Origin of the sequence: Methylocystis parvus (genome assembly GCF_049675845.1) — a bacterium.
Classification (GTDB): domain Bacteria; phylum Pseudomonadota; class Alphaproteobacteria; order Rhizobiales; family Beijerinckiaceae; genus Methylocystis; species Methylocystis parvus_A.
In genome coordinates, this window is record NZ_CP187161.1 from 1 (window position 1) to 24,064 (window position 24,064).

Consider the following 24,064-nt stretch of genomic DNA (forward strand, 5'->3'; position numbering starts at 1 on the left):
ATGTCTGATCGTGAACTCGTCAACGACGGTATCTCCGCCGAAGATCAGAAACGCTGGGAGCGCGTGCGCGAACGTCTGCGGGCGGAGCTCGGCGACGCCGTCTATAACTCCTGGTTCACCCGGCTCGAGCTCGATCGCGTCGACGGCGCGACGATTCATCTCACCGTGCCGACGAAATTCCTCAAGAGCTGGGTGCAGTCGCATTACGCATCGCGCATCAAGACGCGCATATCCAGCGAGTTCGACGGAATCGACCGCGTATCGATCGACGTGCGCAGCTCAGCCCGCAAGGTGAAGCAGCGAGAAACGGGCGTGGAGCGGGAGGTGGAATCCGCGCCGGCGATCGGCAATCTCGCGGAGAAGCCGCAAGCGGCTTTTGAGAACGGTTTTGATGCGGGCGCCGGCGTTCAGGCCACGCGCCGCGCGCCGCGGACGCCGACGCCGCGTGGCGAGGGCGACTCCGTCATGGGCTCGCCGCTCGACCGCCGGCTGTCCTTCTCGACCTTCCTCGTCGGGCCTTCGAACCAGCTCGCTTACGCAGCCGCCTGCCGTGTGGCCGAGGCGCGTCCGGGCGAGACGCCGATGTTCAATCCGCTCTACGCGCATGCGGCCGTCGGCCTTGGCAAGACGCATCTGCTGCAGGCGCTCGCGCATGCGACGAACGACAACCGCCGCCGCGCCGTCTATCTCACCGCGGAGCGCTTCATGAGCGGCTTCGTGTCGTCGCTCAACACGCAGACGTCCATCGCCTTCAAGGAGCGCCTGCGCGCCATCGACATGCTGATCATCGACGATGTGCAGTTCCTGCAGGGCAAGTCGATCCAGCAGGAGTTCTGCCACACGCTCAACGCGCTGATTGACGCGGGCCGTCAGGTGGTCGTCGCCGCCGACCGGCCGCCGTCGGACCTCGAGACGCTGGACGAGCGCGTTCTCTCCCGTTTCAAGGGGGGCCTTTGCGTCGACATCGGACCGCTCGACGAACAGCTTCGCGTGAAGATCCTGCAGGCGCGCATCGCCGCCGCGCAGGAGACGCAACCGGGCTTCCATGTGCCGCCCGAGGTCGTCAATTATGTCGCGCGCACGATCGTGACCAATGGCCGCGATCTTGAAGGCGCGGTGAACCGCCTGCTGGCGCATGTCACGCTCAATGGCGCGCCGCTCACCGTTGAGACCGCAGAGACGGCGATTCGCGATCTCGTGCGCACGCAGGAGCCCAAGCGCGTCAAGATCGACGACATTCAGAAGCTCGTCGCGTCGCATTACAACATTTCGCGCGCCGACATTCTGTCGTCGCGCCGCACCGCCAATGTCGTGCGCCCGCGTCAGATCGCCATGTATCTGTCGAAGCAACTGACCCTGCGGTCGCTGCCGGAGATCGGACGCCGCTTCGGCGGTCGAGATCACACCACCGTGCTGCATGCGGTGCGCAAGATCGAGGAGCTCGTCTCCAAGGACAAGGGCCTCGCGGAAGTCATCGAGCTGCTGCGGCGGATTTTGAGCGAACAGTAAGCCGTAAACCATCTTCGCCGTTGGAAATGAAACGACCCAGAGGCGCCTGCGGGACTCTGGGTCGTTTCGTCTCTTGCCTATTGAGCCGTTATGGTCGGCTTAGCGTCCCGTCTTCACCATTGTCCAAAGTCGGGTGATGAATTTCTGCTCCGGCTGGTTCGGCGTCATCACCGTGAAGAGGCGCCGCATCGTCGTCTCGCTTGGATAGACCGAGGGATCGTTCGCGATCGACTTGTCGATCAGCGCGCGAGAGGGGCCGACGCCATTGGCGAAATTGGTCGCCTTCGTGTTGCGCGCGGCGACGTCGGGGCGCAGCAGATAATCGATGAAGAGATAGGCCTCCGGAACGTGCGGCGCGTCGATCGGGATGGCGAGATTGTCCATCGACATAAGCGTGCCTTCGGTCGGGATGGCGTAGGCGATCTCGACATCTGAGCCGGCCTCTCTCGCGCGGTTGCGCGCCTGCAGGCTGTCGCCCGCCCAGCCGATCGCAAGGCAGATGTCGCCATTGGCGAGCGCATTGATATATTCCGAAGAGTGGAATTTCTTGATGTAGCGGCGCAGGCCTGCGAGATGGTCGGCCGCGCGCTTCAAGTCCGCCTCGTTCTTCGAGTTCGGATCGAGCTTGAGATAATTGAGCGTGATCGCGAAAATGTCTTCGGGGCTGTCGAGCACATAGACGCCGCAATCCGCGAGCTTCTTCAGGTTTTCCGGCCTGAGCACCTGATCCCAGCTCGTGATCGGCCGGCCGATGCGCTCGGTGATCTTCGCGACGTTGTAAGCGACGCCGGTCGTGTACCACATGTAGTTGATCGCGTGCGCGCTGCCGGGGTCGTAGCGCGACAGCCGCCCGTCGATCTCCGCCCAGATATTGCCGGCGTTGGCGAGGCGCTTGCGGTCGATGGGCTGAAGCACGCCCGCCTTGATCTGGCGCTGAAGGAAAGTCGCCGAGGGGACGACGATGTCGTAGCCGGTCGCGCCGGCGAGGAGCCGCGACTCCAGCATTTCATTGGAGTCATACGTGTCATAGACGACCTTGACGCCGGTCTCCCGCGTGAAGTCCTCGAGCACGCCCGGGTCGATATAGTCGCTCCAATTGAAAATATTCACGACCCGCTCGGCGGCGATTGCTGGCGCGCAGGCGAGGGCGATCACGAAAGCGGCGAGAATTTTTTTCATATACCGAGCCGATGCGGGCGCGCGGCTTGCGCCGCAAGGAGAAGGCGGCAGATTATCATGCCTGCCGGCCGGTTGGCGACGCGGAGGGGACGGCATGCAATCCGATTTGGTCGACGCTGAAGCCGCGGGCGGCCGGCCGCAGGCGACGCGCCATGTGACGCGCGGGGCGCGCCGCTATCTGCGCGCCTGCGGCTTCGCCGTCATCGGCGAAATGCCGCTTCCCAACGACCGTCGCGCCGATCTCGTGGCGCTCGCGCCGGATGGGGGCTTGAGGATCGTCGAGGTGAAATCCTCGCTCGCGGATTTTCGCGCCGATCAGAAATGGGCGGCCTATCGCGATTATTGCGACCGCTTCTATTTCGCTATCCCGGTCGATCTCGACGCAGCGCTATTTCCGATGGACGCCGGCCTCATTGTCGCCGACGCGCATGGCGCAATGCTCGCCCGCGAGGCTCCGATCCTGCGCCTGGCGGCCGCGAGCCGCAAGGCGATGCTGGTGCGCTTCGGCGCGCTGGCGGCCGAGCGTTACTGCGCGCTGGCCTTCGGCGAGGAGCGGCCCGATATTTAGCGTGGCGCGCGCTTGGCGAGGATGCGCTGGAGCGTGCGGCGATGCATGTTCAGCCGCCGCGCCGTCTCAGAGACATTGCGGTCGCAGGACTCGAAGACGCGCTGAATATGCTCCCAGCGCACGCGGTCGGCGGACATCGGGTTTTCCTGCGCGTCCGGCTTGTCGATCGTCGTCGCCATCAGCGCATGGTAGATTTCGTCGGCGTCGGCGGGCTTGGCGAGATAGTCGAAGGCGCCGAGCTTCACGGCGGTGACGGCGGTCGCGATATTGCCGTAGCCCGTGAGGATGATGCCGCGCGCGTCGGGACGCGTTTCCTTGAGGCGCTGGATGACATCGAGGCCGTTCCCGTCATTCAGCCGCATGTCGATGATTGCGAAAGCAGGCGGCGCCGACTCCAGCGCCGCGAGGCCCTCGGCGACCGTCTCGCATTGCGTCACGAGAAAACCCCGCTGCTCCATGGCGCGGGCCAGTCGATGCAGGAAGGGCTTGTCGTCGTCGAGGATGAGAAGGGAGCGTTCTTCGGGCAGCGCGGAGGCGGCGAAGCCCTCCTGGGAATCCAGGTCGGCGTTTTCCGTGTCGCCAATATCTTCGCGGTTCATGCCTCAAGCTCTCCCAGCGTGATTTTAATCAAAGACTACCCCAAGGATTCCTTGCCGTCGAATCCGAGAGGCTCAGGCTTCGAATGGCGCAAGCTTGGCGGCGGGGATCTCCAGCGCCGACCGCGCCCACGTCACCTTCACCACGGCGCCGGTTCGCGGAGGCGACACGTTGAAGGTCTCCACGGTCGCTCCGGAGCGCTCCAGCAGCGTCTTTGCGATGAAAAGGCCGAGACCAAGGCCGGATTGGCTGTCGTTCTTGGTCCGCCGCTCGGTCGGCCGGCCGCGCAGATAGGGATCGCCGAGTTTGTCCAGAATGGCGGCGGAGAAGCCGGGGCCGTCGTCCTCTATGGCGATGGTCACGAGGTCGCGCGTCCACCAGGCGTCGATCCGCACGCGCGACTCGGCGAAGTCGATCGCGTTCTCGACCAGGTTTCCGAGGCCGTAAAGAATTCCCGGATTGCGCGCGAGGGCCGGCGGGGGCGCCGATCCGTTGCCGCGTTTGTTGATCTCGAGCTTCACGCCGTATTCGCGCTGCGGTCCCACCACTTCCTCGATCAGCGTATCGATCGAGAGAACGTTCATCATCGTTCCCTGATCGGCGCCAAGCGATGCGAGCTTGCCGAGAATCTCGCGGCAGCGCGCGGCCTCCTGCGCAAGGAGGTCGAGATCCTCCTTCAGGCCCTCCGCCGAGGATTTCGCCAATGATTTCTGCAGTTCTCGAATGATGAGCGTGATCGTCGCGAGCGGCGTCCCGAGTTCATGCGCGGCCGCGGCGGCGAGGCCGTCGAGCTGCGAGAGATGCTGCTCGCGTTCGAGGACGAGTTCCGTCGCCGCGAGCGCCGTCGCGAGCAGGCGGCTCTCGTCGGAAACCCGCGCGGCATAAAGCGCGATGAAGGCGGCGGAGAGAGCGAGCGAGGCCCAGATGCTGGCGCGATAGAGGAGGGGGAACTTCAGCGCGTCGTTCCAGTACCAGGGCAGCGGCTCGAATTCCACGCAGAGGAAGGTCGCGGCGGCCAGCATGACGATGCCGAGGAACAGGGTCAGATTGCGCGGCAGCGACACGGCGGAGATCGTCACCGGCGCAAGCAGCAGCATGACGAAGGGGTTCGTGACGCCGCCAGTCAGGTAAAGCAGGAAGCTGAGCTGCACGAGGTCGTAGGAGAGCAGCACCACCGCCTCGAGATCGCTCAGCCGGAAGGTGCCCGACGTGCCGAAGCGAAGCCCGAAATTCAGCGTGCCGGAGGCGACGATGAAGACGAAGCAGAGGCCGACGGGAAAATCGAAATCCAGGAAGAAATAGACGAAGAGGCAGGCGATGCTTTGCCCGATGATGGCGATCCAGCGCAGGAAAATCAGGGTGCCGACGCGCAGGCGGCGGCTGTCTTCGTCATAGACGTCGGGTCTCATCACACTCCCCTGTCGGCAACGGACCCTTTTTTGTCGCGGCGTGTCAGAGACCGGCGCCGCGCGCGGCGCGCCACAGCCGCCACTGCCGGCGCAGCGGCGATGGTTCCGTCAGGCCGCGCAAAGGATCGTAGTCCTTCCGCGCCATGCGCTCCAGATAAACGGGAACCGTCGCGGCGGGCAACAAGGCCTCGCGCCCTTTGACTAGGGCGCCCGCCGAGCGGCGCGCCGACGCGTAGCGGCTTTCCGCCATGTTCCTCAATTCGCCGAGAGCCGCCCGCAGGGGCGCCGCGTTCACATGGATGTCGGCGCCGTGTTTTGCGAGAAGGTCGGCGGGGATGTGGGCGCCGGCGGGGCGGCGCAGCACGCGGGTGACGCCCAGGGCGAGGCCGGCGTCGTCGAACGCCGCCATCTCGGACGCGCCCAGAATGAGGCCGGCCCAGCGCATCGGACCGGCGACGGTTGCGCGACAATAGCGCTCCAGCGTCTCCGTATCGGGCATCTGGTCGTCATAGAGATCGGCGACATGGGCGTCGGCGAGTTCGGTCAGTTCCCCGACAGGCAGGGCGAAGCGCGCCACCGTATCGAGAAGCGCGTCTGCGACCGGATGGGCGCGGGTCCCTTCGGAAATGTCGTTTGTCAGGGCGTCCGTCCACCAGCGCAGGCGCATTTCGCCGAGCAGGGGTTGGGAGACCTTGGCGCGCACATCGGCGCATTCCAGCGCATAGGCGTAGACGGCGTGGATGTGCGGACGCGCGGAGGGCGGCGCGAAGAGACAGGCGAGCCAGAGATCCCGGTCGCGCTCGCGCAGCAGCGCCTCGCAATGGGCGTAATGAGCGGGCGCGGCCTCGATCATCAGACGGCGATCAGAAGCGCGCCGACCTGGCGGCCTTCGTCGAGCAGCATGTTGTAGGTGCGCACGGCGGCGCCTGTCGCCATGGGCTCGCAGCCGACGCCCGCGTCGCGCAGCCTCGCCCGCAAGGGCCCGGCGAGGGGCATGAGGTCCTTGCCCATCCCCACGATCAGGAGATCGATCCCGCCGCCCTCCGCGAGCGCGAGGTCGATCGTCGCCGCGTCGATTTCTTTCCAGCTCGTCGGCGCGACGGCGCGCACGCCAGTCGGCAGCGCGAGGATCGAGCCGCGATGCGACATGTCGGCGAAGCGGAATCCGCCATTGCCGTAATCGTCTATCTTATAGCGGCCCGGGACGTAGCCCTGCGGGACGGTCATGACGCGCGCGCCTCTGTCCTGCGCCTTATCTGGGGCGATTGCGGCGTGCGGATTTGGGCTTGGTCGCGGGGCGCTTGGGCGCCGGCGCGGCGGGAACCGGCGTATCGCCGATATCGTCCGACATCGATGCCGCATAGGCTTCGGTCGGGCCGCCATATTCGATTTCGTCCGCGTCCTCTTCCTTCTGTTCGACCTTGCGGTCCACGTCCTCGTTTCGCAGGCCCAGATAGATCAGCATGGGCGAGCAGATGAAGATCGACGAATAGGTCGCGACGAAAATGCCCCAGATCATCGCCAGCGAGAAGGAGCGGATGACCTGGCCGCCGAAGGCGACGAGCGCGAAGAGGGCGAGCATGACGGTCGTCGCCGTCATGATGGTGCGCGGCAGCACGGCGTTGATCGACATGTCGATCATCTGCGCGGTCGCCATCTTCTTATATTTGCGCATGTTCTCGCGGATACGGTCGAGCACGACGACCGTCTCGTTGAGCGAATAGCCGACGATGGTCAAAATCGCGGCGATCGAGGTCGTGTTGAATTCGAGCTGCGTGATCGAGAAGAAGCCGACAGTCAGCAAAAGGTCGTGCATCGTCGCGATGACGGCGCCGACGGCGAACTGCCATTCGAAGCGGAACCACAGATAGGTCAGCACCGCGACGATGGAGAGCACGACGCCGAGCGTGCCGGACTGGACGAGCTCGTTCGAGACGCGCGGGCCGACGACTTCGACGCGGCGCAGTTCATACTGGTCGCCCACGGCGCCGCGAACCTTCTCGACCGCCGCCTGCTGGGCGACGTCGCCGCCCGGCTGCAATCCAAAACGCAGCGTCGCATCGGCGGCGTTGCCGAAGGCTTGCACCTCGATGTCGCCGAGCTTCAGCTTCTCGCCCAGGGCGCGCAGCGTGCCGACTTCCGCCGCGCCGGACTTGGCGCGCAGCTCGATGACCGTTCCGCCGGCGAAGTCGATGCCGAAGTTCATGCCCTTGAAGATGAAGAGCGCGACGGCGATGAGCGACAGCACGGCCGACATCGGATAGCTCACGCGCCGGAAGCGCATGAAGGGGAAATGGGTGTTCTCCGGAGCGAGACGCAGGAGTTTCATCTGTTCGTTTCGCCCTATATCGGCAGCTTCGTCGGACGCGCGCGCGATACCAGACCGCGATCATCATGCGCGTCATGGTCACGGCGGTGACGATGGTCGTGAGAATGCCGAGCGCCAGCGACACGGCGAAGCCGCGCACCGGGCCGGTGCCCAGGAAGTAGAGGATCGCGGCGGCGACGAACATCGTGACGTTCGAGTCGACGATCGTCGCGAAGGCGCGGTTGAAGCCCGCGTCCAGCGACGCGAGGATCGAGCGTCCGGCATGGTTCTCTTCGCGAATGCGCTCGTAGATCAGCACGTTCGAATCGACCGCCATGCCGATCGTCAGCACGATGCCGGCGATGCCGGGCAGCGTCAGCGTCGAGCCGAGCAGCACGAGGCCGGCGAAGATCATCGCGATATGGACGAAGAGCGCAAGATTCGCGAAGACGCCGAACACGCCGTAGGTGATCAGCATGTAGGCGACGACGAGGCCGCGCCGACATAGGCGGCGCGCTTGCCGGCGTCGATCGAGTCCTGGCCGAGGCCGGGGCCGACCGTGCGCTCCTCGACGATGTTGAGCTTGGCGGGCAGCGCGCCGGCGCGCAGCAGGATCGCGAGATTGTTGGCCTGCTCGACGGTGAAGTGGCCGGTGATCTGGCCCGAGCCGCCGGTGATGGGCGTCAGGATGCGCGGCGCCGAGATCACCTTGTTGTCGAGCACGATGGCGAAGAGGCGGCCGACGTTCTTCGACGTCACGTCGCCGAATTTTTGCGCGCCGCGAATGTTGAAGCGGAAATTCACGACCGGCTCGCCGCTGCGCTGCTGGTCGAAGCCGGGCTGGGCGTCGGTAAGATCTTCGCCCTGCACCATGACCTGCTTCTCGATCGGCAGCTTCTGCTGGTCGTCGACCTGCTCGAGCTCTTCGATTTCCGACGGGTTCTGGCCCGGCTCGGCGACAAGGCGGAATTCGAGCTTCGCGGTCTGGCCGAGAATTTCCTTGAGCGTCTGCGGGTCCTGAAGGCCGGGCACCTGCACCAGCACGCGGTCGTCGCCCTGGCGCTGGATCGAGGGTTCGCGCGTGCCCAGCGCGTCGACGCGGCGGCGGATGACTTCGATCGACTGCTCGACCGCCTTGCGGGACTTGTCGCGCAGGCCGACGTCCGTGACCGTGATGCGGATCAGGCCCTCGGGCGTCGTGTCGACTTCGAGCGGCGTCTGGCCGCCGATATTCGAGCTGAAGCTGTTGCGCAGCAGCCGGAATTTCGGGAGCACCTTTTCACGGTCCGCCGCGTCGGCGACGCGGACCTGCACGCCGCGCGCCGTCGCGCCGATGCCGCCCGTGATCGCCACCTTCTCCTCGCGGAGAATGCGGCGCACGTCGTCGCGCAGGTTCTTGACCTGCGTCGAGATCAGATCCGCCTGATCGACTTCCAGCATGACGTGCGAGCCGCCCTGCAGATCGAGACCGAGCACGATGGTTGGCGGCATGAGCCAGGACGGCAGCCGCGAAGCGAGCGCCTGATAGGTCGACGGCGACAACGTGCTCGGCGCCACCACGAGGATGGCGGCGAGCGTCATCGCCACGATTGCAAGGAATTTCCAGGTCGAGAATCGCAGCATCGTGTCGCTATTTCGTCAGAGAGGTCGGGCGCTCGCTCGAAAGCCGTCCTTTAGGATTTGGCCTTGGTCTGGGTCGGCTTGGATGCGGGCTTGGCGGGAGCCTTCTCGGCCGCCGGGGCCGGCGCGGGCGTATCCTTCACCGGCTCGCCCTTGCTGCGGACTTCCGCGATGGCGGAGCGCACCAGGCGGATGCGGGTGTTCTGCGCGATCTCGAGCTCGATCTCGTTGTCGTCGATCGCCTTCGTGACCTTGCCGACAAGGCCGCCGGTGGTGACGATGACGTCGCCGCGGCGCGCATTGCGCAGCGCCTCCAGCGCCGCCTTTTCCTTGCGGGCGCGCGGGCGGATCACGAGAATGTAGACAATGCCCATCACCACGAAGATCGGGACGAGCTGGGCGAAGAGATCGGGCAGCGACGGCGGCTGCTGGTTCGGGTCGGCAGGGTTGCCGGCGCCGACGCTCGTCTGCGTCTGAGGCGGGGGGGCCTGCGGGACCGGCGCGGCGGGAGCGGGCGTGGGCGGCGTGGGAGCGGCTGGCGCCGCCGGCTGTTCGGTCTGCGCCATGGCGTCCGGGATCAGTTTCATCGCAGCGTCTCTAGTGTAGCGGCGCGACGCGCGTCTTGAGAGCGTCGGGCTGGCGTCGGAATGGGCGCGGACTATAGCCGCTCGACTTACGAAAGCAATGGCGGATGGCGCAGTTTCGGGCGCTTCCCCGCCTTTGCGGGCAGGGACCGCGCCCTGCGAGAGAGCCGTCGGGAAATCCAAGGGGAGATCAAGCAGCTACGGAACGGCCAGGCCGCAGAGGGCGTTCACCCATGGTTCAGGCGCGGCGGCGGATGCTTCGGACAAGTCCCGACGGCGACAAGCTTCGCGTCACAACCTGGGAGAAATGTCCATGATTAAAAAGATTGCCTGCGCGGCCTTTGCGGCCGGCCTTCTCTTCTCGCCTCCCTCGGCGCTCGCCTGGGGACATGGCGGCGGCTGGGGCCATGGCGGCGGTTGGGGCCATGGCGGCGGCTGGGGACATGGCTGGCATGGCGGCGGTTGGGGAGGCCATGGCTGGCGTGGCGGCGGCTGGGGCGGCCGCGGAGCCTGGCACGGCGGCTATGGCTGGCGTGGCGGCGGTTACTACGCGCGGCCCTATGGCTGGCACGGCGGCCATGGCGGCGCCTGCTGGCGCTGGTGGTACGGTCGCTGGGTCTGGGCCTGCTGACGACGATGGGGGATTTTGGGCGGGTTCGCCTTGTGGCGGACCCGCTTTTTTGACGGGCGCGCAAGCGTCTTTTCCGCTACGTCTCAGGCAGGGCGGAATCGACGCAGGAGCGTCATGAGGGCTGGAGAGGCAACGGAATGCGGGCTTTGAGAAGTTTGGCGCTGGCCGCCGCAATGGCGGGCGCGATGACGGCGACGGCGCAGGCGCAGTACGGCGGCGGCGGTTACGACAGTGCGGCCGGCCGGGGCGGTTATGATGACGGACGCAGCGGTTACGGCGGCGCGCAGCAACGCCGATCGAGCGGCGGTTACGATCGTGACGGGCGCAGTCAGGGCGGTCAGGGATATGGCGGCCAGGGACGAGGATATGACGGCGGCCGGGGCTATGGCGACCGCGATCGCGGCTACGGAGACCGCGGTTACGGAGACCGCGGCTATGGCGACCGCGACGGCCGGCGCTACGGCGATCCCTATCGGCAGGGTCCGCGTCCCGGTTGGGGCGGCGGCCCCGGCGGCGGGCAGCGTTGGTGGCGCGGCCGCTGGTGGGCGCCCGGCGCAGGCGCGTGCTGGCGCTGGAGCCCCTGGCGCCAGAACTGGAAATGGATCTGCGACTAAGGAACGATCGCTGGAGGCCGTCAGGCCTCCAGCTCCTTCGCCAGCGCGCGCATGAAATCAACGCAGGCGGCGATCTCGGAAACGTCGACATATTCATCGGGCTGGTGCGCCTGGTCGATCCGGCCAGGTCCGCACACCACCGTCGGCACGCCGGCGCGCTGGAAATGCCCGGCTTCCGTGGCGTAGGGCACGGCGATAGTGTTGTTGCGGCGGGCGAGGCGCAGCGCCAGCGTCTCCGCGCTAGATCCTGGCTGCGGCGCGAGGCCTGGCACTTTCACCAGTGTGTCGAGATCTATCCCGCATTGCGGGAAATTCGCGAAGACGGTCTTGCGCAGCGTCTCGACGTAAGGCGCGATCCGGTTCTGCGCGAGCATGGGCTCGGCGCTGGGCAGGCCGCGAAACTCCCACTCGAACTCGCAATCCTTCGCGACGATGTTGCGCGCCGTGCCGCCCTTTATGACGCCCACATGGATGGTGGAGTAGGGCGGATCGAAACGGCCGGAAGGATCGCCTTCCGCGCGAATCTCGTCGCCGATCCGTTCCAGCTCCGTCACCAGCCGGCAGGCGACATGCACGGCGCTGACGCCGCGATGAAGATTGGCCGAGTGAATCTCGAAGCCCCGTACGCGCGTGAGATGCGTCGTCACGCTCTTATGAGCGTCGGCGACCTGCATGGAGGTCGGCTCGCCGACAATGACGGCGTTCGGACGGGGGAGATCGACGCCGAGCCGCGCGATCATGTCGAGCGGGCCGAGGCAGGTGGTCTCCTCGTCATAGCTCAGCAGAATGTGAATGGGGCGCGTCAGCGCCGCCTTCTTGAATTCCGGGATCATCGCCAGAGCGACGGCGCCGAAGCCCTTCATGTCCACGGCGCCCCGGCCATAGAGTCGTCCCCCGTCGCGTCGGAGCGTGAAAGGGTCGGAGCTCCATTCCTGTCCTTCGACCGGCACGACGTCGGTATGGCCGGACAGCACGACGCCGCCCGCTTCCATGGGGCCGATGGTGGCGAAGATCGCCGCCTTGTCGCCGGCGGCGTTGGGCGCCCGCGCGAAGGGGACGCCCTGTTCGCGCAAATAGCCCTCGACAAAGTCAATCAGGCCTAGGTTCGACTTCGAGCTTTCCGTGTCGAAAGCCACGAGCCGGGCGGTCATGTCGATTGCGAGTTCGAGGGCGTCCATCAGTTCAACGTCGGGTGGGACATGGGGCTGTCCAGCGAAAAGGCTGGAATTTCCACGTCGAAGGTTTCGCCCGAATCCGTGACCATTCGATAGCTGCCCTGCATGAGGCCCGACGGGGTCGTCAGCGGGCAGCCGGAGGCGTAGCGGAAGGTTTCGCCGGGCTCCAGCACCGGCTGTTCGCCGATGACGCCCGGCCCGCGCACTTCCTCGCGCCGCCCATTGGCGTCGATGATGACCCAGTGGCGGGAGAGAAGTTGCACCCGCGCGCGGCCGAGATTCGCGATCTCGATCGTGTAGGACCAGAAGAACCGGCCCTGATCGGGGTCGGATCGATCGGGCAGAAAGTCCGGCAGCGCCGTGACCTGAATATCTCTGGTGATCGCGATGTACATGACGACTCGAATTTAGAACGGCTTGCCGCAAAGGGGAACGGCTTTTCTCGATCGGCCGGCGGCGGCGGATGTTTCGCGCGCGCGGGCATTTTGTGACAAATTGGACACATCCATTCGGTTTCTCCTTCCGGTCAAGTTTGCATCCTTGGATTCTCGCGTCGCCTGAGCGATGACTCTGCGAACTCTGTTCCAGAGACGAAGATGCGGTTGTCCTCGTTGCGCGCGTTGTTCCTTGTCCTTGCGATGGTCGTGCAGACCGTCGCCGGGGGCTGGGGAGTCGCGCGCGCCGGGACCGGGCCTGACGCTGGAATATCCGCTCACTGCGCGAAGCAGGCCGGCGTCGACCGCGCGGGAGGCGCCGGCCGCGACGCCCGGCATCACATGTGCGAGTCCTGCCTGCTTTGCGCCGGACCGCCATCTGTCGCCCTCGACGATTTCACGCTGCAACTTCTGAGGCCTCTGGCCTCTGCGCCGGCGGACTTCATCTTTTTCGATACGTCCGGCGCTGCGGCGCGCATCCTCCAGGCCCACTTCGCGCGCGGTCCGCCTGCAACTTCCCTTTGCGCGTAAGTTTCGGCGACTTGACCCGCCGACGCTTTCGCTCGCCTCGAGTTGCAAGCGCGGCCCGGCCGCTCCTCTGAAAATTTAGTCGATAGCGCTCGCCTGCGCCTGGGCCCTCTTTCGAGGTCGCAGGCCGCAAGGACACTGCCGACCCATTCGGAACTACTAAAATGAAAACGATTCGCCGCGCACATCTTCTCGGCGCCGCATCCATTAACGCGGTCTGCCTTGTCCTCGCGACCGCCGCCCTCGCGCAACAATCCCTCCCGACGATCAACATCGGCGGGCAGCGCGGCCCGGCGCGGCCGGGGCCGGCTCCCACTCGCAGCACGGGACCCGTGCGACTGGCCCCTCCAACGACCGCTCCCGTCGCGGCGCCCGCGGTCGTCGCCGCAGGCCCGGATCGCTATGCGCCGCCGAAGCCGGCGCCTTTCAGCCGGACGATTCCCGCGAACGTCCCTGCTGTCGTCGAGTCGCGCACGCGCGAGGATATCGAGAAGTCGGTCAATATGCAGACCTCGGCGCAGGCGTTCAAATACATGCCGTCGCTCCTTATCCGCGAGCGCTATATCGGCGACCGCAACGCCATCGTCTCCGGCCGCACCACGGGCACGATCGAAAGCGCCAAGACGCTGGTCTACGCCGATAACATCCTGCTCTCGAACCTGCTCGGCAACAGCTTCGCCTTCCCGCCGCGCTGGGGCATGGTCTCGCCTGAAGAGATCGACCGCGTCGACGTCATCTACGGTCCCTTCTCGGCGCTCTATCCCGGTAACTCGATCGGCGGCGTGCTCGCCATCACGACGCGCATGCCGGATAAATTCGAGCTTCACGCCAAGGCGACGGGCTCGGTCCAGCCCTTCAGCCTCTATGCGCGCGACGAAACCAATCTCGCAGGCAACGCCAATCTCCTCATCGGCGATCGGATCGGCGACTTCCGCTACTTCTTCGCTTACGACCATCTCGACTCGCAGGGGCAGGCGCAGACCTTCCCCGGCAACTTCATGACGCCCTTCGCGCCGACCAACGGAACGCGCTTCTTCGGCGGCTTCCAGGACAACAACCAGAACGGCAACCCGCGCATCATCACCGGCTCAGCCGGCGCCGACCGCGTGACGACCGACATGGGCAAGCTGAAGGTCTCGTACGACATCGCGCCGCTCGTGCGCGCGACCTACACGCTGGGCGTCTGGAATCTCGAGAACAACACCACCGTCCAGAGCTTCATCTGGGACCGCAACGGCGTTCCGATCTACAACACGCAAAGCGGCCGCGTCGCGATCGGCGCCTTCGCCGTGACGCCGGGCGGCGTCAATCCGGGCTGGGGCGGCTCGACCCATCTCATGCAGGCGGCGTCGCTCAAGCGCGATACGGGCGGGGTCTTCGATTTTGATTTCTCGGCGACATCGTACAATTTCTTGCGTGACTTCTCGCAGAATGCGACGTCCTACGGTCTGCGCCCGAATGACGGGGCGACGGCCTACAACATCAACACGACCGGCCAGAACACCGTCAACACCGGCACCTATTGGCGCACGGGCGACATGCGCTTCATCTGGCGGCCCGAGCAGAATGTGCAGGGCAAGCACGAGGTCTCGTTCGGCGGGCACGCCGACCAGTATTCCTTGAACACGGTGCAGAACCTGACGCCCTTCGCCGGCAACAACCATTCGATGGCCATCACGGCCGTCAACTACGGCAAGACGGAAACGCGCGCCGTTTACATCCAGGACGCCTGGAAGTTTCTTCCCGACTGGAAATTCATCGGCGGCGCCCGTGGTGAGTTCTGGCACGCTTACAACGGCTCGAACTTCACCGGCGGCTTGACGACGGGCAGCCAGTTCGCTCCGGGTCTTGTGCCCGTCGCGCGAGCGGCGGCGGCGGGCGGCTATTTCCCCGACACTTTCAAGAACGCGTTCTCGCCAAAGGCCGCCATCGAATATCAGGTGACGCCTGAGTTCCAGGCGCGCGCCTCAATGGGACGCGCCTATCGCTTCCCGACGGTCAACGAACTCTTCCAGTCGATCACGACGACGAACTCGATCACGCTCAACAATCCCAATCTTCAGCCGGAGATTTCGACGTCCTGGGATCTGACGGGCGAATACCGGAAAGTCGACGCCTTCGACGGCAAGGTCGGCCTGTTCAATCCGCGCGTCAGCCTCTTCCTGGACGATCGCTGGAACGCCATCGTCAACCAGTCGTCGATTGGCCCGACGGGTCAGATCGTGTCGCAGAACACCAATCTCGACAAGGCGCGCTTCCGGGGCGTCGAGGCGGCGGTGGTTATGAAGGACATTCTGACGCCGGGTCTCGATTATTCGGGCAGCGTGACCTTCGTCGACGCCAAAATCCTGTCGAACGGCAACGCGCTCACCTTCACCGGCGGCGCGTCCGGTTCGCCCTTCCCGACGGCGGGCGGCATTCTGCTGAACGGCATGCAATATCCGCGCGTTCCGCGCATCCGCATCCGTTCGGTTCTGAGTTACAGCCCGACCAAGGACTGGTCGATGTCCTTTGGCGCGCGCTATGCGTCGGCCGCCTTCGTGACGCTCAACAATGTCGACTTCAATCACAATAACTACGGCAGCGTGGATAGCGAATATCTCGTCTTCGACGCGAAGGTGAATTACAAGATCGCGCCAAACTGGACCGCAACCGTCGGCGTCGACAATATTGGCCGTTGGAAATACTACGTGAATCCGAATCCTTACAACCAGCGCACCTTCTTCTTCGGTCTCAAATACGACCTCGGCGGGTCCGATGGCGGCTCCACGACGGTCGCCGGCCTTGGCGGCGGCGTGGGAGCGGCGCCTGGCGTGCGTTAAATGGGGAAAGACGCCGCGCGCATCCCATGCGTGCGGCCTCTTGCCGCAATCGCTGCGGCGCCGAAAGCGCCAGCTTGCCGGGGCGGCGTCTTTTTGCTTCTATGAATCGGCGCGAGAATTCCGCGCAAATTTCGACTCAGGTATTCGTCTCCATGTCTCGCAGGTGGTTGCCGACAATCTTGTTCGTGCTGGCGTTGGCCGTTCAGGCCTTCCTGCCGGTCGCGAACGGCGTTGCAGCCGCGCGCGGGATCGACGTTCACGGCCTGAGCGATATCTGCCTCAAAGCAGGAAGCCCGGGGCATGACAACCACCAGGGACCGGGGCCTGCGCATAGCCACAGTCATCATGACTGCGCGCTTTGCCAGGCCTTTTGCGACGGGGTATCGCCCGTCGCCGCCCCTCCGGTTGTTCTCGGCATGGCGCCCGTTCAGTGGAAAGACTTCCGTTGGACGGTGGCGGACCGCGCCTTGTCGGACCCCCCGCGCGATTATGACAGGCAGGCGCGAGCGCCTCCGACACTCTCCTGATCTCGTCGATTCGCGTCACAGGGATGGTGTGATCAGCGCGTAAGGCGCGCGCATCCTCGTGACCGAGAAACGATGCCGCCGTTCGAGCGGCGATGCGGGAGAATTTGGATGGTCAAGAAGCGGCCGAGCAGTCGCGATTGCGCGCTGGCGCAGTCGATGCTCGAAATTATGCAAGAACGCGAGCAGCGTGAACGGGATCTCGTGGTTTCTGCGTCTCCGGCCATTGCGCCGGTGATCGCGATGTGGCGAGACGCCCGGAAGGGCGCAATCCGTCTGATCGATCTCGAGCGGCGGGCGCAATTCGCCCGCCTGGCCTCGTAAGGGCGATCGATCAAAAGATGACGCCGTCTTTCTCCGCCATTCTGCGCGTCGGCGCAGCGAGCCGCCTTGCGCGCGCGCTGCTGCTGGTCGCCGCCGTGCTGACGAGCGCGCCCTTCGCGGCGTCGCTCGCGCTCGGCTGGCGCGCGGGGCCGGAAAAGATTGCAACGGCGTTCGTGTGTTTCGCGTCGGGCGCGCCCATGCCCGACGCGCAATCGGGGCGGCCGGGCCCCCCCAGCGACCGCGGCATTGATTGCGTCGTGTGCCAGACGCTCTGCTGCGGCGTCGCGCCCTTGGCGGCGCGGCCCGGTCTTGTCGGCGCGGCGCCCATCCCAGGAGACCCCCTCCGCCTGGGAATGGTGGCGGACCGCGTCGCGCCGACGCCCAGGCCCCGATTGTCGAACCGGGCGCGGGCGCCGCCTTCCTCCCTGACGTAAGCCCCAAGCGGATTTGCGTCGGCGCTTGCTACCTCCTTGGGGCGCCGACGCGAATCTTGGCTCACGCGAATCTTGGCTCATGAGACGTCGCTCCGCGCGGCGCGGGAGGAACGCATGCAGGAAACAGTCTTGTCGGTCGGTCTGGAGATCACCACCGCGGTCATGGCTTTGAGCGTCTTCGTCATCGCGTGTTTGCGGCACGAAGCCGCCGCCGCGACCGTTCGTGTCCCGGCGCGAAAGTCGTCGCGCTGATGCCGGAGGGGCGTTCTCAGCCGCGTCCAGCCGCCGCCAGCCCCGCCGCCAGATCCTCGATCAGATCGTCGGCGTCTTCCAGCCCCACCGAGAGGCGCAGCATGCCGTCGGTGATGCCGAGCGTGGCGCGGGCTTCGGGCGTCAGGCGCTGATGCGTGGTCGTCGCCGGATGGGTGACGAGGCTCTTCGCGTCGCCGAGATTGTTGGAAATCTTGATGACCTGCAAGGCGTTGGCGAGCTTGAAGGCTTCCGCCTTGCTCGCGAGGAAAAAGCTCACCAGCGTGCCGCCGCCGAGCATCTGCCGGCGCGCCAATTCCGCCTGCGGATGATCCTTGCGGAAGGGATAGAGCACCTTCGTCACGCCCTTCTGCTCGGCGAGGAACTCGGCGATCTTCGCGGCGCTCGCGGCCTGCTGGCCGACGCGCAGCGGCAAGGTCTCCAGACCTTTCAGCATCACCCAGGCGTTGAAGGGCGACATGGCCGGGCCGGTCTGGCGCAGGAAATTGTGGATGCTCTCCTCGATGATGGCCTGCGAGGAGAGGATGACGCCGCCAAGGCACCGGCCCTGTCCGTCAATGTGCTTCGTCGCCGAATAGACGACGACGTCCGCGCCGAACTCGAAGGGCTTTTGGAGGAGCGGCGTGGCAAATACGTTGTCGACCACGAGGCGGGCGCCGGCATTGTGGGCGATGTCGGCGATGGCCTTGAGGTCGTAGACTTCAAGGCCCGGATTGGTCGGGCTTTCAAGGAAGAAGAGCTTGGTCTCCGGCCGAACCGCCGCCTTCCATTGCTCGAGATCCGCGCCGTCGACGAGGGTCGAGGTCACGCCGAAGCGGGGCAGCAGGTCTTCGACCACATAGAGACAGGATCCGAAAAGCGCCCGGGCCGCCACGACATGATCGCCCGCCTTTACTTGCGCCATCATGGCGGCGGTGACGGCGGCCATGCCGCTCGCCGTGGCGCGGGCGGCCTGAGCGCCTTCGAGCAGGCACATGCGCTGCTCGAACATGGCGACGGTGGGGTTGGAGAAGCGCGAATAGATGAAGCCCGGATCGTCGCCCTTGAAGCGCGCCTCGGCCGCTTCCATCGTCGGATAGGCGAAGCTCTGCGTGAGATACATGGCTTCGGAGATTTCGCCGAAAGAGGAACGCGTCGTCCCGCCATGGACGAGCAGCGTCGCCGGCTTCAGCTTGCGCGGGGCGTCGTTCATTCTTCTCTCCCTCGGCGCGCACGCGCCAAATCGTGAGCGCGCGGCCGCGCGCGAACTAAAAACGGGTTTCCTTCGGAAGACCCGGCCTTTTAGCGCCTTGTTTTTCGTGGCGGCAAGCCGGCCGGCTCAAATAACCACGTGTTTCACTAATCCTAGATGGCGGCCGGACTGTCAATCGCCACTTTGACTTCGCCGTTTGGGGCCATATTTCGGTCGGATGCCCAAGACCCTTCGTTTCATCCTCGGCGACCAGCTCACCCGCTCGATTTCCGCGCTCGACGGCCTCGCCAGTGGCGACGTCGTGTTGATGGCCGAGGTCGCCGACGAGACGCGCTACGTCCGCCACCACAAGCAGAAGATCGCGCTCGTCCTCTCCACCATGCGCCATTTCGCGGCGGAGCTGCGGGAGGAGGGGATCGCTGTCGATTATGTGCGTCTGGACGATCCAGAGAATACGGGCTCCTTCACGGGCGAACTAGCCCGCGCCGTCGCGCGCCACCGGCCGTCGCGCGTGGTCGTGACCGAGCCCGGAGAATGGCGGGTTCGGGAGATGGCGCTCGGCTGGTCCGAGGCGCTGCGTCTGATCGTCGACGTCAGGGATGACGACCGCTTCTTCTGCTCGAACGCCGAATTCGCCCGCTGGGCCAAGGGGCGCGAGGGGCTGCGGATGGAGTTCTTCTATCGCGAGATGCGCCGCCGGACGGGCTTCCTGATGGAGGAGGACGCCCCGGTCGGGGGCAAGTGGAATTTCGATCCCGAAAACCGCAAATCCCTGCCGGCGAAATTCCGTCCGCCCGAGCGCCTGCGCTTTGCGCCCGACAAGATCACGCGCGAGGTCATGGCGCTGATCGCGAGGCGTTTCGGCGGTCACTTCGGCGATCTCGACACATTCGGCTGGGCCGTCACGCGGCGAGAGGCGCTGAAGGCGCTGGGCGACTTCATCGAGAACTGCCTGCCGACATTCGGCGACTATCAGGACGCGATGAAGAGCGGCGCGCCTTTCCTCTATCACGCGACGCTCTCGCCTTATCTCAATCTCGGCCTCCTGACGCCGCATGAGGTCTGCGTCGCGGCCGAGCGCGCCTTTCGCACAGGCGCGGCGCCGATCAACGCCGTGGAGGGCTTCATCCGCCAGATCCTCGGCTGGCGGGAATATGTGCGCGGCGTTTACTGGCTAAAAATGCCGGAATACGCCGAGACCAATGCTCTGAACGCGACGCGCCCGCTGCCCTGGTTCTACTGGTCCGGCGAGACGCGGATGAACTGCATCCGCAATGTCGTCGCCGAGACGAAGCGCAACGCTTATGCGCATCACATCCAGCGGTTGATGGTGACGGGGAATTTCGCGCTGCTCGCGGGCATTTCGCCGCGCGAGATCGAGGAGTGGTATCTCGCCGTCTATGCGGACGCCTATGACTGGGTGGAATTGCCCAACACCCACGGCATGGCGATCTTCGCCGATGGCGGCGTGCTGGCGTCGAAGCCCTATGCGGCGTCGGGCGCCTATATCGACCGCATGTCGGATTACTGCGAAGGCTGCGCGTTCGACGTGAAGGCGAAGAGCGGTCCGAAGGCCTGCCCGTTCAACTACCTCTACTGGAATTTCTTTCTGGCGAACCGGAGCCGGCTGCCCGCCAATCCGCGCCTCTCCATGCCGTTGCGCACGCTCGACGCGATGACCGACGAACGGCGGGCGGAGATCGCCCGGGACGCGGCGGCGTTTTTGGACGGTCCCGAGATGGACCAGCGGCCCGGCAAAGGCTATTCCCAAGCGCAGGGGCGTCTGCCTTTATAGGGCGGCGCTGCATTAATGCGGGCGGTTTGTTTTCGAGTCAGGGGTCGGCGCGACATGACGCCTTTGGAAAAAACGCAGGGCGGCGTGCTCTCCAGCCGGCAAATTCAGGCGATGGCCGAGGGGGGCGCGATCCGCGCCGCCGCGCCGCTCGCCCATGGGCAGATCCAGCCCGCGAGCCTCGATCTGCGGCTCGGGCCCAAAGCCTATCGCGTCCGCGCGAGCTTCCTGCCTGGCAACGGGCGCGGGGTCGGGGATATTCTCTCGGCGCTCGCCTATGACGAGATGTCGCTCGAAGGCGAGGGCGCGATCCTCGAACGCGGCTGCGTCTATGTCGTGCCGCTGATGGAGAGTCTGGCGCTGTCGCCGGATGTTTCCGGCGCCGCCAATCCCAAAAGCTCCACCGGCCGCCTCGACATCTTTACCCGCCTCATCACCGACCGGGGCGAGCGCTTCGACGAGGTGGAGCCCGGTTACGGCGGCCCGCTCTACGCTGAGGTGTCGCCGCGCAGCTTCTCTGTGCGGGTGCGCAAGGGGTCGCGCCTCAATCAACTTCGTTTTCGTACGCGGCCCGAGGCGGGGCAGGGCGGTTTCGCGCTCTCCGACGCGGCGCTGGCCGAGCTGCATCAGCGAACGCCGCTGGTCGACGGTGCGCTTAATTTGCGCGACGGCGTCGTGCTGCGCGTGGCGCTGGGTTCGGCGGCCTTTGGCGGCGTCATAGGCTATCGCGCGCAGAAACATACGGATGTCATCGACGTCGACCGCATCGGCGCCTATCGCATCGACGATTACTGGGACCGTCTGCCGGCCCGCGACGGTCGCCTCATTCTCGATCCGGGCGATTTCTACATCCTCGCCTCCCGCGAGCGCCTCGCCATCCCGCCAGACCTCGCGGCCGAAATGGCGCCGATGGACGCCGCGATCGGCGAGTTCCGCGTGCATTACGCCGGCTTTTTCGATCCCGGCTTCGGCGCGGGGGAGGGCGGGGCGCCCGCCGCCCGCGCCGTGCTGGAGGTGCGCTCGCGCGAAGTGCCGTTCATCCTGGAAGACGGCCAGTACATCGGCCGCCTCGTCTATGAGCGGATGGCGGAGACGCCGCAGGCGCTCTATGGCGAGGAGGGCGTCTCGAATTATCAGGGGCAGGGGCTCAAGCTTTCGAAGCATTTTTGCGTGGAATAGGGTCGAGCCGCGGCGACGTCAGCTTAACCAGGAACCGTCATAAAGTTTCAATGCAGGCGCGATAGTCTCGCGCTGAATGGAAGATGATTTTTATCTGGACCGCCCCTTGCCGCATGTGTTGCGGGCAGTTCTGGGCGCGGTCGGCCTTCTGGCTATCCTCGCTCCGGCATGGGAATTCCGCCACGCCTTCCTGCATCCCGGCTGGTTTTCACTCTTCTTCGGCGTCATCACCCTTGGCGCATGGGCGGTTGGCGGCTCCTTCCTCCTGATCGCGGTTGTCGGAGAGGATCAACGCTGGCGCGTCGGCGAAGCGGAAATCGAGATCGAGCGCCGCAACCTCTTCCGGCGCTGGACGACCCGCCTTCGCCCCGGCGACGTCGTCGAGACCGCCATCAAGGAAACCGAGTGGGATTCGCGCGCCAATACGTTCGGCGTCGCCCTGACGACGCGCGACGGCGCCACATTCGAGACGGCCGGAGCGGAAAAGCGAGCAACGGCCGAGGCGATCGAGCGGCGGCTGCGTCAGGCGCTGGGTTTGGCGGTGGAATGACCAGGGCGGATGGATGACCCTCAACAACGGTTTTCCGGCGCCGGCCTGGGCGCGAGCCTTCCCGGCTGCTCTGGGCCTGTTCTTCGTGGCTGCCCCGCTTTTCGCGTTCCATCTCAGCCCCGGCTTCGCGTCGCTGCTGGCCCTCGTCGCCTTGGCAAAGTGGCGGCTTCGCAGGCGCCTGCGCCGCAGGTGGCTTGTCGAAGTCCTGACGGCGCTCGGGGTGGTCGGCGTCAGCATTGCGTTGTTTGGCGCACGGATCGACGGGGCCATCGCCTGTTTCTTCGCTTTCTTCACCCTTGGCGTCTGGAGCGGGGGATTCGAGCTCATCCGCGTGGCGATAGAGGGCGAAGCGCAAAGCTGGGCGTTGCGTGAAGGCGCCATCGAGATCGACCGGCGCAACCTTCTGGGTGAAGGAAAGACGATCATCCGCGCCGCTGATCTCGCGGAATCGCTCGTTTGTGTGCGCGAGCAGGACGATGGTCCTGATACCTACAGCGTGGCGCTTCGTCTCAAGAGCGGCGAAGCGTTCGAGACACGCGGTTTCGCAACGCGCCAGGTGGCTGAAAAGCAACTTGCGCGATTGCGCGGCGTCCTCGGCCTTACGTGATCTCCCTTCGCAACGCTCTGACGCCCGCGACGAAGCGCCCGACGCCTTCCACCGCCGTCTCGGGCCGCAAGGCGCCATAGGCGAGGCGCAGGCTGCACCCGCCTTCTAACCCGAAAGCGTCGCCCGGAATGACCGCGACCTTGTGCTCGCGGATGAGACGCGTGACGTAAGGAAGCGGCGCGAGCGGCGAATTGATGCGCAGCAGGTAATAGAAGGCGCCTTCGGCCTGCGGGACTTCCGCGAGCCCCTCCGCCTCCAGCGTCGACAATTCACGGCGCACCATGGCGCGCGTCCGCGCGAGCGCCTCGACCTTCTCCTGCACGAAGCCGCGCCCGAGCGACATGGCGCCGGCGGCGGCGAATTGCGCGATGACGGGCGGGCAGATGATCAGCGTGTCCTGAATCTTGCGGAGCGCCGGCTCGAGGGCTGTGGGGAAAACCATCCAGCCAATGCGCCAGCTCGCGAAGCCATAGGCCTTCGACATGGAATAGAGCGAGATCGTATGCGCTTCGGCGCCGGGGATGGAGGCCGGCGAGAAATGCTTCGCGCCGTCATAGGTGAAATACTCATACGCCTCGTCGCTGACGTGGAAGAGGCCGTGCCGCGCGCAGAGGGCATTGACGGCGCGTAGCGATTCTTCCGGATAGACGACGCCCGATGGATTGTTCGGAGAGATCGTCACGATGGCGCGCGTTCGCGGCGTGATCGCGGCGGCGAGCGCGTCGAGGTCGAGCTGATAGTTGCTATCGGTCGCCACGAGAACGGGCCGGGCGTTGGCCATCGTAATGGCCATCTCGTGATTGAAATAATAGGGAACGGGCAGGATGACCTCGTCGCCCGGATCGAGAATGGCGAGCGCGACATTGAGAAACGCCTGATTGCCGCCGGCCGTCACCATCACGCCGTTTCCATGCGCGGCGCCGACGCGCACATTGTTCTCGCTGGCCAGCTTGGCCGTGATCGCCTCGTTCAGCGCCGGTATGCCGGACGTGCCCTGATATTTGTGATTGTTCGGATCGGCGAAGAAGCGCTCGATCTCCGCCGCGACGATCGGCGGCGGCGTGTAATTCACGACGCCCTGGCCCAGCGAAATCACGCCCGGCGTGGCGCGGATGAGATCGGCGATGGCGGGGATGATCGGGGTCTGGACGGCCGTGAGCCGGTTCGATTCACGCATGTGGGCGTAACGTTCTTTCACATATGGCTTCGGCGGC

The 24,064-nt window shown here is 65.6% G+C and carries 25 protein-coding genes, 1 pseudogene and 1 riboswitch; of the genes and pseudogenes, 14 read left to right on the forward strand and 12 right to left on the reverse strand.

What is annotated here, in order from left to right:
- Window positions 1–1,509, forward strand: coding sequence for a chromosomal replication initiator protein DnaA (gene dnaA, locus ACPFMJ_RS00005; RefSeq protein WP_424361880.1), 1,509 nt, complete (start codon window positions 1–3; stop codon window positions 1,507–1,509).
- Between the two features lie 99 nt (window positions 1,510–1,608).
- On the opposite strand, the gene ACPFMJ_RS00010 is transcribed toward dnaA, so the two are convergent.
- Window positions 1,609–2,688 (reverse strand): polyamine ABC transporter substrate-binding protein, encoded by a 1,080-nt coding sequence (locus ACPFMJ_RS00010; RefSeq protein ID WP_424361881.1) that lies wholly within the window; start codon window positions 2,686–2,688, stop codon window positions 1,609–1,611.
- 94 nt (window positions 2,689–2,782) lie between these two features.
- Here ACPFMJ_RS00010 and ACPFMJ_RS00015 point away from each other — a divergent pair, with 94 nt between their 5' ends.
- Window positions 2,783–3,256: an MmcB family DNA repair protein gene (locus ACPFMJ_RS00015; RefSeq protein WP_424361882.1), complete on the forward strand. Its 474-nt coding sequence runs from the start codon at window positions 2,783–2,785 to the stop codon at window positions 3,254–3,256.
- On the opposite strand, the gene ACPFMJ_RS00020 is transcribed toward ACPFMJ_RS00015, so the two are convergent.
- From ACPFMJ_RS00020 to yajC, 7 genes and pseudogenes are all read right to left on the reverse strand, one after another.
- Window positions 3,253–3,855 carry an ActR/PrrA/RegA family redox response regulator transcription factor gene (locus ACPFMJ_RS00020; protein ID WP_424361883.1) on the reverse strand — a complete coding sequence of 201 codons (603 nt, stop codon included), beginning with the start codon at window positions 3,853–3,855 and terminating at the stop codon, window positions 3,253–3,255. The two genes, ACPFMJ_RS00015 and ACPFMJ_RS00020, sit on opposite strands and share 4 nt — an antisense overlap.
- Before the next feature lie 72 nt (window positions 3,856–3,927).
- Window positions 3,928–5,262, reverse strand: coding sequence for an ActS/PrrB/RegB family redox-sensitive histidine kinase (locus tag ACPFMJ_RS00025; protein WP_424361884.1), 1,335 nt, complete (start codon window positions 5,260–5,262; stop codon window positions 3,928–3,930).
- A 43-nt stretch (window positions 5,263–5,305) separates the two neighbouring features.
- Window positions 5,306–6,115: a phytoene/squalene synthase family protein gene (locus ACPFMJ_RS00030; protein WP_424361885.1), complete on the reverse strand. Its 810-nt coding sequence runs from the start codon at window positions 6,113–6,115 to the stop codon at window positions 5,306–5,308.
- Complete coding sequence (locus ACPFMJ_RS00035) at window positions 6,115–6,489, reverse strand: Mth938-like domain-containing protein (protein WP_424361886.1); 375 nt, start codon at window positions 6,487–6,489, stop codon at window positions 6,115–6,117. The genes ACPFMJ_RS00030 and ACPFMJ_RS00035 overlap by 1 nt, the downstream gene beginning before the upstream one ends.
- Before the next feature lie 25 nt (window positions 6,490–6,514).
- Window positions 6,515–7,591 (reverse strand): protein translocase subunit SecF, encoded by a 1,077-nt coding sequence (secF, locus tag ACPFMJ_RS00040; RefSeq protein WP_424361887.1) that lies wholly within the window; start codon window positions 7,589–7,591, stop codon window positions 6,515–6,517.
- 14 nt (window positions 7,592–7,605) lie between these two features.
- Window positions 7,606–9,193 (reverse strand): annotated as a pseudogene (gene secD / locus ACPFMJ_RS00045) (protein translocase subunit SecD).
- 50 nt (window positions 9,194–9,243) lie between these two features.
- Window positions 9,244–9,777, reverse strand: a complete 534-nt coding sequence (yajC, locus tag ACPFMJ_RS00050) for a preprotein translocase subunit YajC (RefSeq protein ID WP_424361888.1) — start codon at window positions 9,775–9,777, stop codon at window positions 9,244–9,246.
- A gap of 310 nt (window positions 9,778–10,087) precedes the next feature.
- On the opposite strand from yajC, the gene ACPFMJ_RS00055 reads away from it, so the two are divergent.
- A complete protein-coding gene (locus ACPFMJ_RS00055; RefSeq protein WP_424361889.1) occupies window positions 10,088–10,405 on the forward strand; it encodes a hypothetical protein in 318 nt (105 codons plus the stop codon).
- Between the two features lie 137 nt (window positions 10,406–10,542).
- The gene (locus tag ACPFMJ_RS00060; protein ID WP_424361890.1) at window positions 10,543–11,019 is read left to right on the forward strand and encodes a hypothetical protein; all 477 of its coding nucleotides are present in this window, start codon (window positions 10,543–10,545) and stop codon (window positions 11,017–11,019) included.
- 20 nt (window positions 11,020–11,039) lie between these two features.
- Here the strand turns inward: ACPFMJ_RS00060 and argE are convergent, their stop codons facing one another.
- Both argE and apaG read right to left on the reverse strand, forming a co-directional pair.
- Complete coding sequence (argE, locus tag ACPFMJ_RS00065; protein WP_424361891.1) at window positions 11,040–12,197, reverse strand: acetylornithine deacetylase; 1,158 nt, start codon at window positions 12,195–12,197, stop codon at window positions 11,040–11,042.
- Window positions 12,197–12,589 (reverse strand): Co2+/Mg2+ efflux protein ApaG, encoded by a 393-nt coding sequence (gene apaG, locus ACPFMJ_RS00070; RefSeq protein ID WP_424361892.1) that lies wholly within the window; start codon window positions 12,587–12,589, stop codon window positions 12,197–12,199. The genes argE and apaG overlap by 1 nt, the downstream gene beginning before the upstream one ends.
- A gap of 201 nt (window positions 12,590–12,790) precedes the next feature.
- Here apaG and ACPFMJ_RS00075 point away from each other — a divergent pair, with 201 nt between their 5' ends.
- The 6 genes from ACPFMJ_RS00075 (at window position 12,791) to ACPFMJ_RS00100 (ending at window position 17,512) form a co-directional block, all read left to right on the forward strand.
- Window positions 12,791–13,159, forward strand: a complete 369-nt coding sequence (locus ACPFMJ_RS00075) for a DUF2946 family protein (protein ID WP_424361893.1) — start codon at window positions 12,791–12,793, stop codon at window positions 13,157–13,159.
- A 161-nt stretch (window positions 13,160–13,320) separates the two neighbouring features.
- Window positions 13,321–15,978: a TonB-dependent receptor gene (locus ACPFMJ_RS00080; protein ID WP_424361894.1), complete on the forward strand. Its 2,658-nt coding sequence runs from the start codon at window positions 13,321–13,323 to the stop codon at window positions 15,976–15,978.
- Window positions 15,979–16,130: 152 nt separating this feature from the next.
- Complete coding sequence (locus ACPFMJ_RS00085; RefSeq protein WP_424361895.1) at window positions 16,131–16,505, forward strand: DUF2946 family protein; 375 nt, start codon at window positions 16,131–16,133, stop codon at window positions 16,503–16,505.
- A gap of 72 nt (window positions 16,506–16,577) precedes the next feature.
- Window positions 16,578–16,826, forward strand: a complete 249-nt coding sequence (locus tag ACPFMJ_RS00090) for a hypothetical protein (protein ID WP_424361896.1) — start codon at window positions 16,578–16,580, stop codon at window positions 16,824–16,826.
- Between the two features lie 17 nt (window positions 16,827–16,843).
- Window positions 16,844–17,260 (forward strand): hypothetical protein, encoded by a 417-nt coding sequence (locus tag ACPFMJ_RS00095; RefSeq protein WP_424361897.1) that lies wholly within the window; start codon window positions 16,844–16,846, stop codon window positions 17,258–17,260.
- A gap of 114 nt (window positions 17,261–17,374) precedes the next feature.
- Window positions 17,375–17,512, forward strand: coding sequence for a hypothetical protein (locus ACPFMJ_RS00100; RefSeq protein ID WP_424361898.1), 138 nt, complete (start codon window positions 17,375–17,377; stop codon window positions 17,510–17,512).
- 16 nt (window positions 17,513–17,528) lie between these two features.
- Here ACPFMJ_RS00100 and ACPFMJ_RS00105 read toward each other — a convergent pair whose 3' ends face one another.
- A complete protein-coding gene (locus ACPFMJ_RS00105; protein ID WP_424361899.1) occupies window positions 17,529–18,722 on the reverse strand; it encodes an O-succinylhomoserine sulfhydrylase in 1,194 nt (397 codons plus the stop codon).
- A 69-nt stretch (window positions 18,723–18,791) separates the two neighbouring features.
- Window positions 18,792–18,870, reverse strand: a riboswitch (SAM riboswitch).
- Between the two features lie 69 nt (window positions 18,871–18,939).
- Between ACPFMJ_RS00105 and ACPFMJ_RS00110 the strand changes: the two genes are divergently transcribed.
- From ACPFMJ_RS00110 to ACPFMJ_RS00125, 4 genes are all read left to right on the forward strand, one after another.
- Window positions 18,940–20,517 (forward strand): cryptochrome/photolyase family protein, encoded by a 1,578-nt coding sequence (locus tag ACPFMJ_RS00110; RefSeq protein ID WP_424361900.1) that lies wholly within the window; start codon window positions 18,940–18,942, stop codon window positions 20,515–20,517.
- Between the two features lie 54 nt (window positions 20,518–20,571).
- Complete coding sequence (locus tag ACPFMJ_RS00115) at window positions 20,572–21,693, forward strand: 2'-deoxycytidine 5'-triphosphate deaminase (protein WP_424361901.1); 1,122 nt, start codon at window positions 20,572–20,574, stop codon at window positions 21,691–21,693.
- Window positions 21,694–21,769: 76 nt separating this feature from the next.
- Window positions 21,770–22,243, forward strand: a complete 474-nt coding sequence (locus ACPFMJ_RS00120; protein WP_424361902.1) for a hypothetical protein — start codon at window positions 21,770–21,772, stop codon at window positions 22,241–22,243.
- A 13-nt stretch (window positions 22,244–22,256) separates the two neighbouring features.
- Window positions 22,257–22,850, forward strand: a complete 594-nt coding sequence (locus ACPFMJ_RS00125) for a hypothetical protein (protein ID WP_424361903.1) — start codon at window positions 22,257–22,259, stop codon at window positions 22,848–22,850.
- Here the strand turns inward: ACPFMJ_RS00125 and ACPFMJ_RS00130 are convergent.
- Window positions 22,843–24,048: a pyridoxal phosphate-dependent aminotransferase gene (locus ACPFMJ_RS00130; RefSeq protein ID WP_424361904.1), complete on the reverse strand. Its 1,206-nt coding sequence runs from the start codon at window positions 24,046–24,048 to the stop codon at window positions 22,843–22,845. The genes ACPFMJ_RS00125 and ACPFMJ_RS00130 overlap by 8 nt on opposite strands.
- Window positions 24,049–24,064 lie beyond the last annotated feature (16 nt).

What these genes read in the sequence shown, in the direction of transcription:
- ACPFMJ_RS00120 (WP_424361902.1), top strand. Translation starts at nt 21,770, where the DNA reads ATGGAAGATGATTTTTATCTGGACCGCCCCTTGCCGCATGTGTTGCGG.
- ACPFMJ_RS00080 (WP_424361894.1), top strand. Translation starts at nt 13,321, where the DNA reads ATGAAAACGATTCGCCGCGCACATCTTCTCGGCGCCGCATCCATTAAC.
- ACPFMJ_RS00020 (WP_424361883.1), bottom strand. Translation starts at nt 3,855, where the DNA reads ATGAACCGCGAAGATATTGGCGACACGGAAAACGCCGACCTGGATTCC.
- ACPFMJ_RS00110 (WP_424361900.1), top strand. Translation starts at nt 18,940, where the DNA reads ATGCCCAAGACCCTTCGTTTCATCCTCGGCGACCAGCTCACCCGCTCG.
- ACPFMJ_RS00085 (WP_424361895.1), top strand. Translation starts at nt 16,131, where the DNA reads ATGTCTCGCAGGTGGTTGCCGACAATCTTGTTCGTGCTGGCGTTGGCC.
- ACPFMJ_RS00010 (WP_424361881.1), bottom strand. Translation starts at nt 2,688, where the DNA reads ATGAAAAAAATTCTCGCCGCTTTCGTGATCGCCCTCGCCTGCGCGCCA.
- apaG (WP_424361892.1), bottom strand. Translation starts at nt 12,589, where the DNA reads ATGTACATCGCGATCACCAGAGATATTCAGGTCACGGCGCTGCCGGAC.
- ACPFMJ_RS00060 (WP_424361890.1), top strand. Translation starts at nt 10,543, where the DNA reads ATGCGGGCTTTGAGAAGTTTGGCGCTGGCCGCCGCAATGGCGGGCGCG.
- ACPFMJ_RS00125 (WP_424361903.1), top strand. Translation starts at nt 22,257, where the DNA reads ATGACCCTCAACAACGGTTTTCCGGCGCCGGCCTGGGCGCGAGCCTTC.
- ACPFMJ_RS00035 (WP_424361886.1), bottom strand. Translation starts at nt 6,489, where the DNA reads ATGACCGTCCCGCAGGGCTACGTCCCGGGCCGCTATAAGATAGACGAT.
- ACPFMJ_RS00100 (WP_424361898.1), top strand. Translation starts at nt 17,375, where the DNA reads ATGCAGGAAACAGTCTTGTCGGTCGGTCTGGAGATCACCACCGCGGTC.
- yajC (WP_424361888.1), bottom strand. Translation starts at nt 9,777, where the DNA reads ATGAAACTGATCCCGGACGCCATGGCGCAGACCGAACAGCCGGCGGCG.
- ACPFMJ_RS00075 (WP_424361893.1), top strand. Translation starts at nt 12,791, where the DNA reads ATGCGGTTGTCCTCGTTGCGCGCGTTGTTCCTTGTCCTTGCGATGGTC.
- dnaA (WP_424361880.1), top strand. Translation starts at nt 1, where the DNA reads ATGTCTGATCGTGAACTCGTCAACGACGGTATCTCCGCCGAAGATCAG.
- ACPFMJ_RS00055 (WP_424361889.1), top strand. Translation starts at nt 10,088, where the DNA reads ATGATTAAAAAGATTGCCTGCGCGGCCTTTGCGGCCGGCCTTCTCTTC.
- ACPFMJ_RS00015 (WP_424361882.1), top strand. Translation starts at nt 2,783, where the DNA reads ATGCAATCCGATTTGGTCGACGCTGAAGCCGCGGGCGGCCGGCCGCAG.
- ACPFMJ_RS00030 (WP_424361885.1), bottom strand. Translation starts at nt 6,115, where the DNA reads ATGATCGAGGCCGCGCCCGCTCATTACGCCCATTGCGAGGCGCTGCTG.
- secF (WP_424361887.1), bottom strand. Translation starts at nt 7,591, where the DNA reads ATGAAACTCCTGCGTCTCGCTCCGGAGAACACCCATTTCCCCTTCATG.
- ACPFMJ_RS00095 (WP_424361897.1), top strand. Translation starts at nt 16,844, where the DNA reads ATGACGCCGTCTTTCTCCGCCATTCTGCGCGTCGGCGCAGCGAGCCGC.
- ACPFMJ_RS00105 (WP_424361899.1), bottom strand. Translation starts at nt 18,722, where the DNA reads ATGAACGACGCCCCGCGCAAGCTGAAGCCGGCGACGCTGCTCGTCCAT.
- ACPFMJ_RS00115 (WP_424361901.1), top strand. Translation starts at nt 20,572, where the DNA reads ATGACGCCTTTGGAAAAAACGCAGGGCGGCGTGCTCTCCAGCCGGCAA.
- argE (WP_424361891.1), bottom strand. Translation starts at nt 12,197, where the DNA reads ATGGACGCCCTCGAACTCGCAATCGACATGACCGCCCGGCTCGTGGCT.
- ACPFMJ_RS00090 (WP_424361896.1), top strand. Translation starts at nt 16,578, where the DNA reads ATGCCGCCGTTCGAGCGGCGATGCGGGAGAATTTGGATGGTCAAGAAG.
- ACPFMJ_RS00025 (WP_424361884.1), bottom strand. Translation starts at nt 5,262, where the DNA reads ATGAGACCCGACGTCTATGACGAAGACAGCCGCCGCCTGCGCGTCGGC.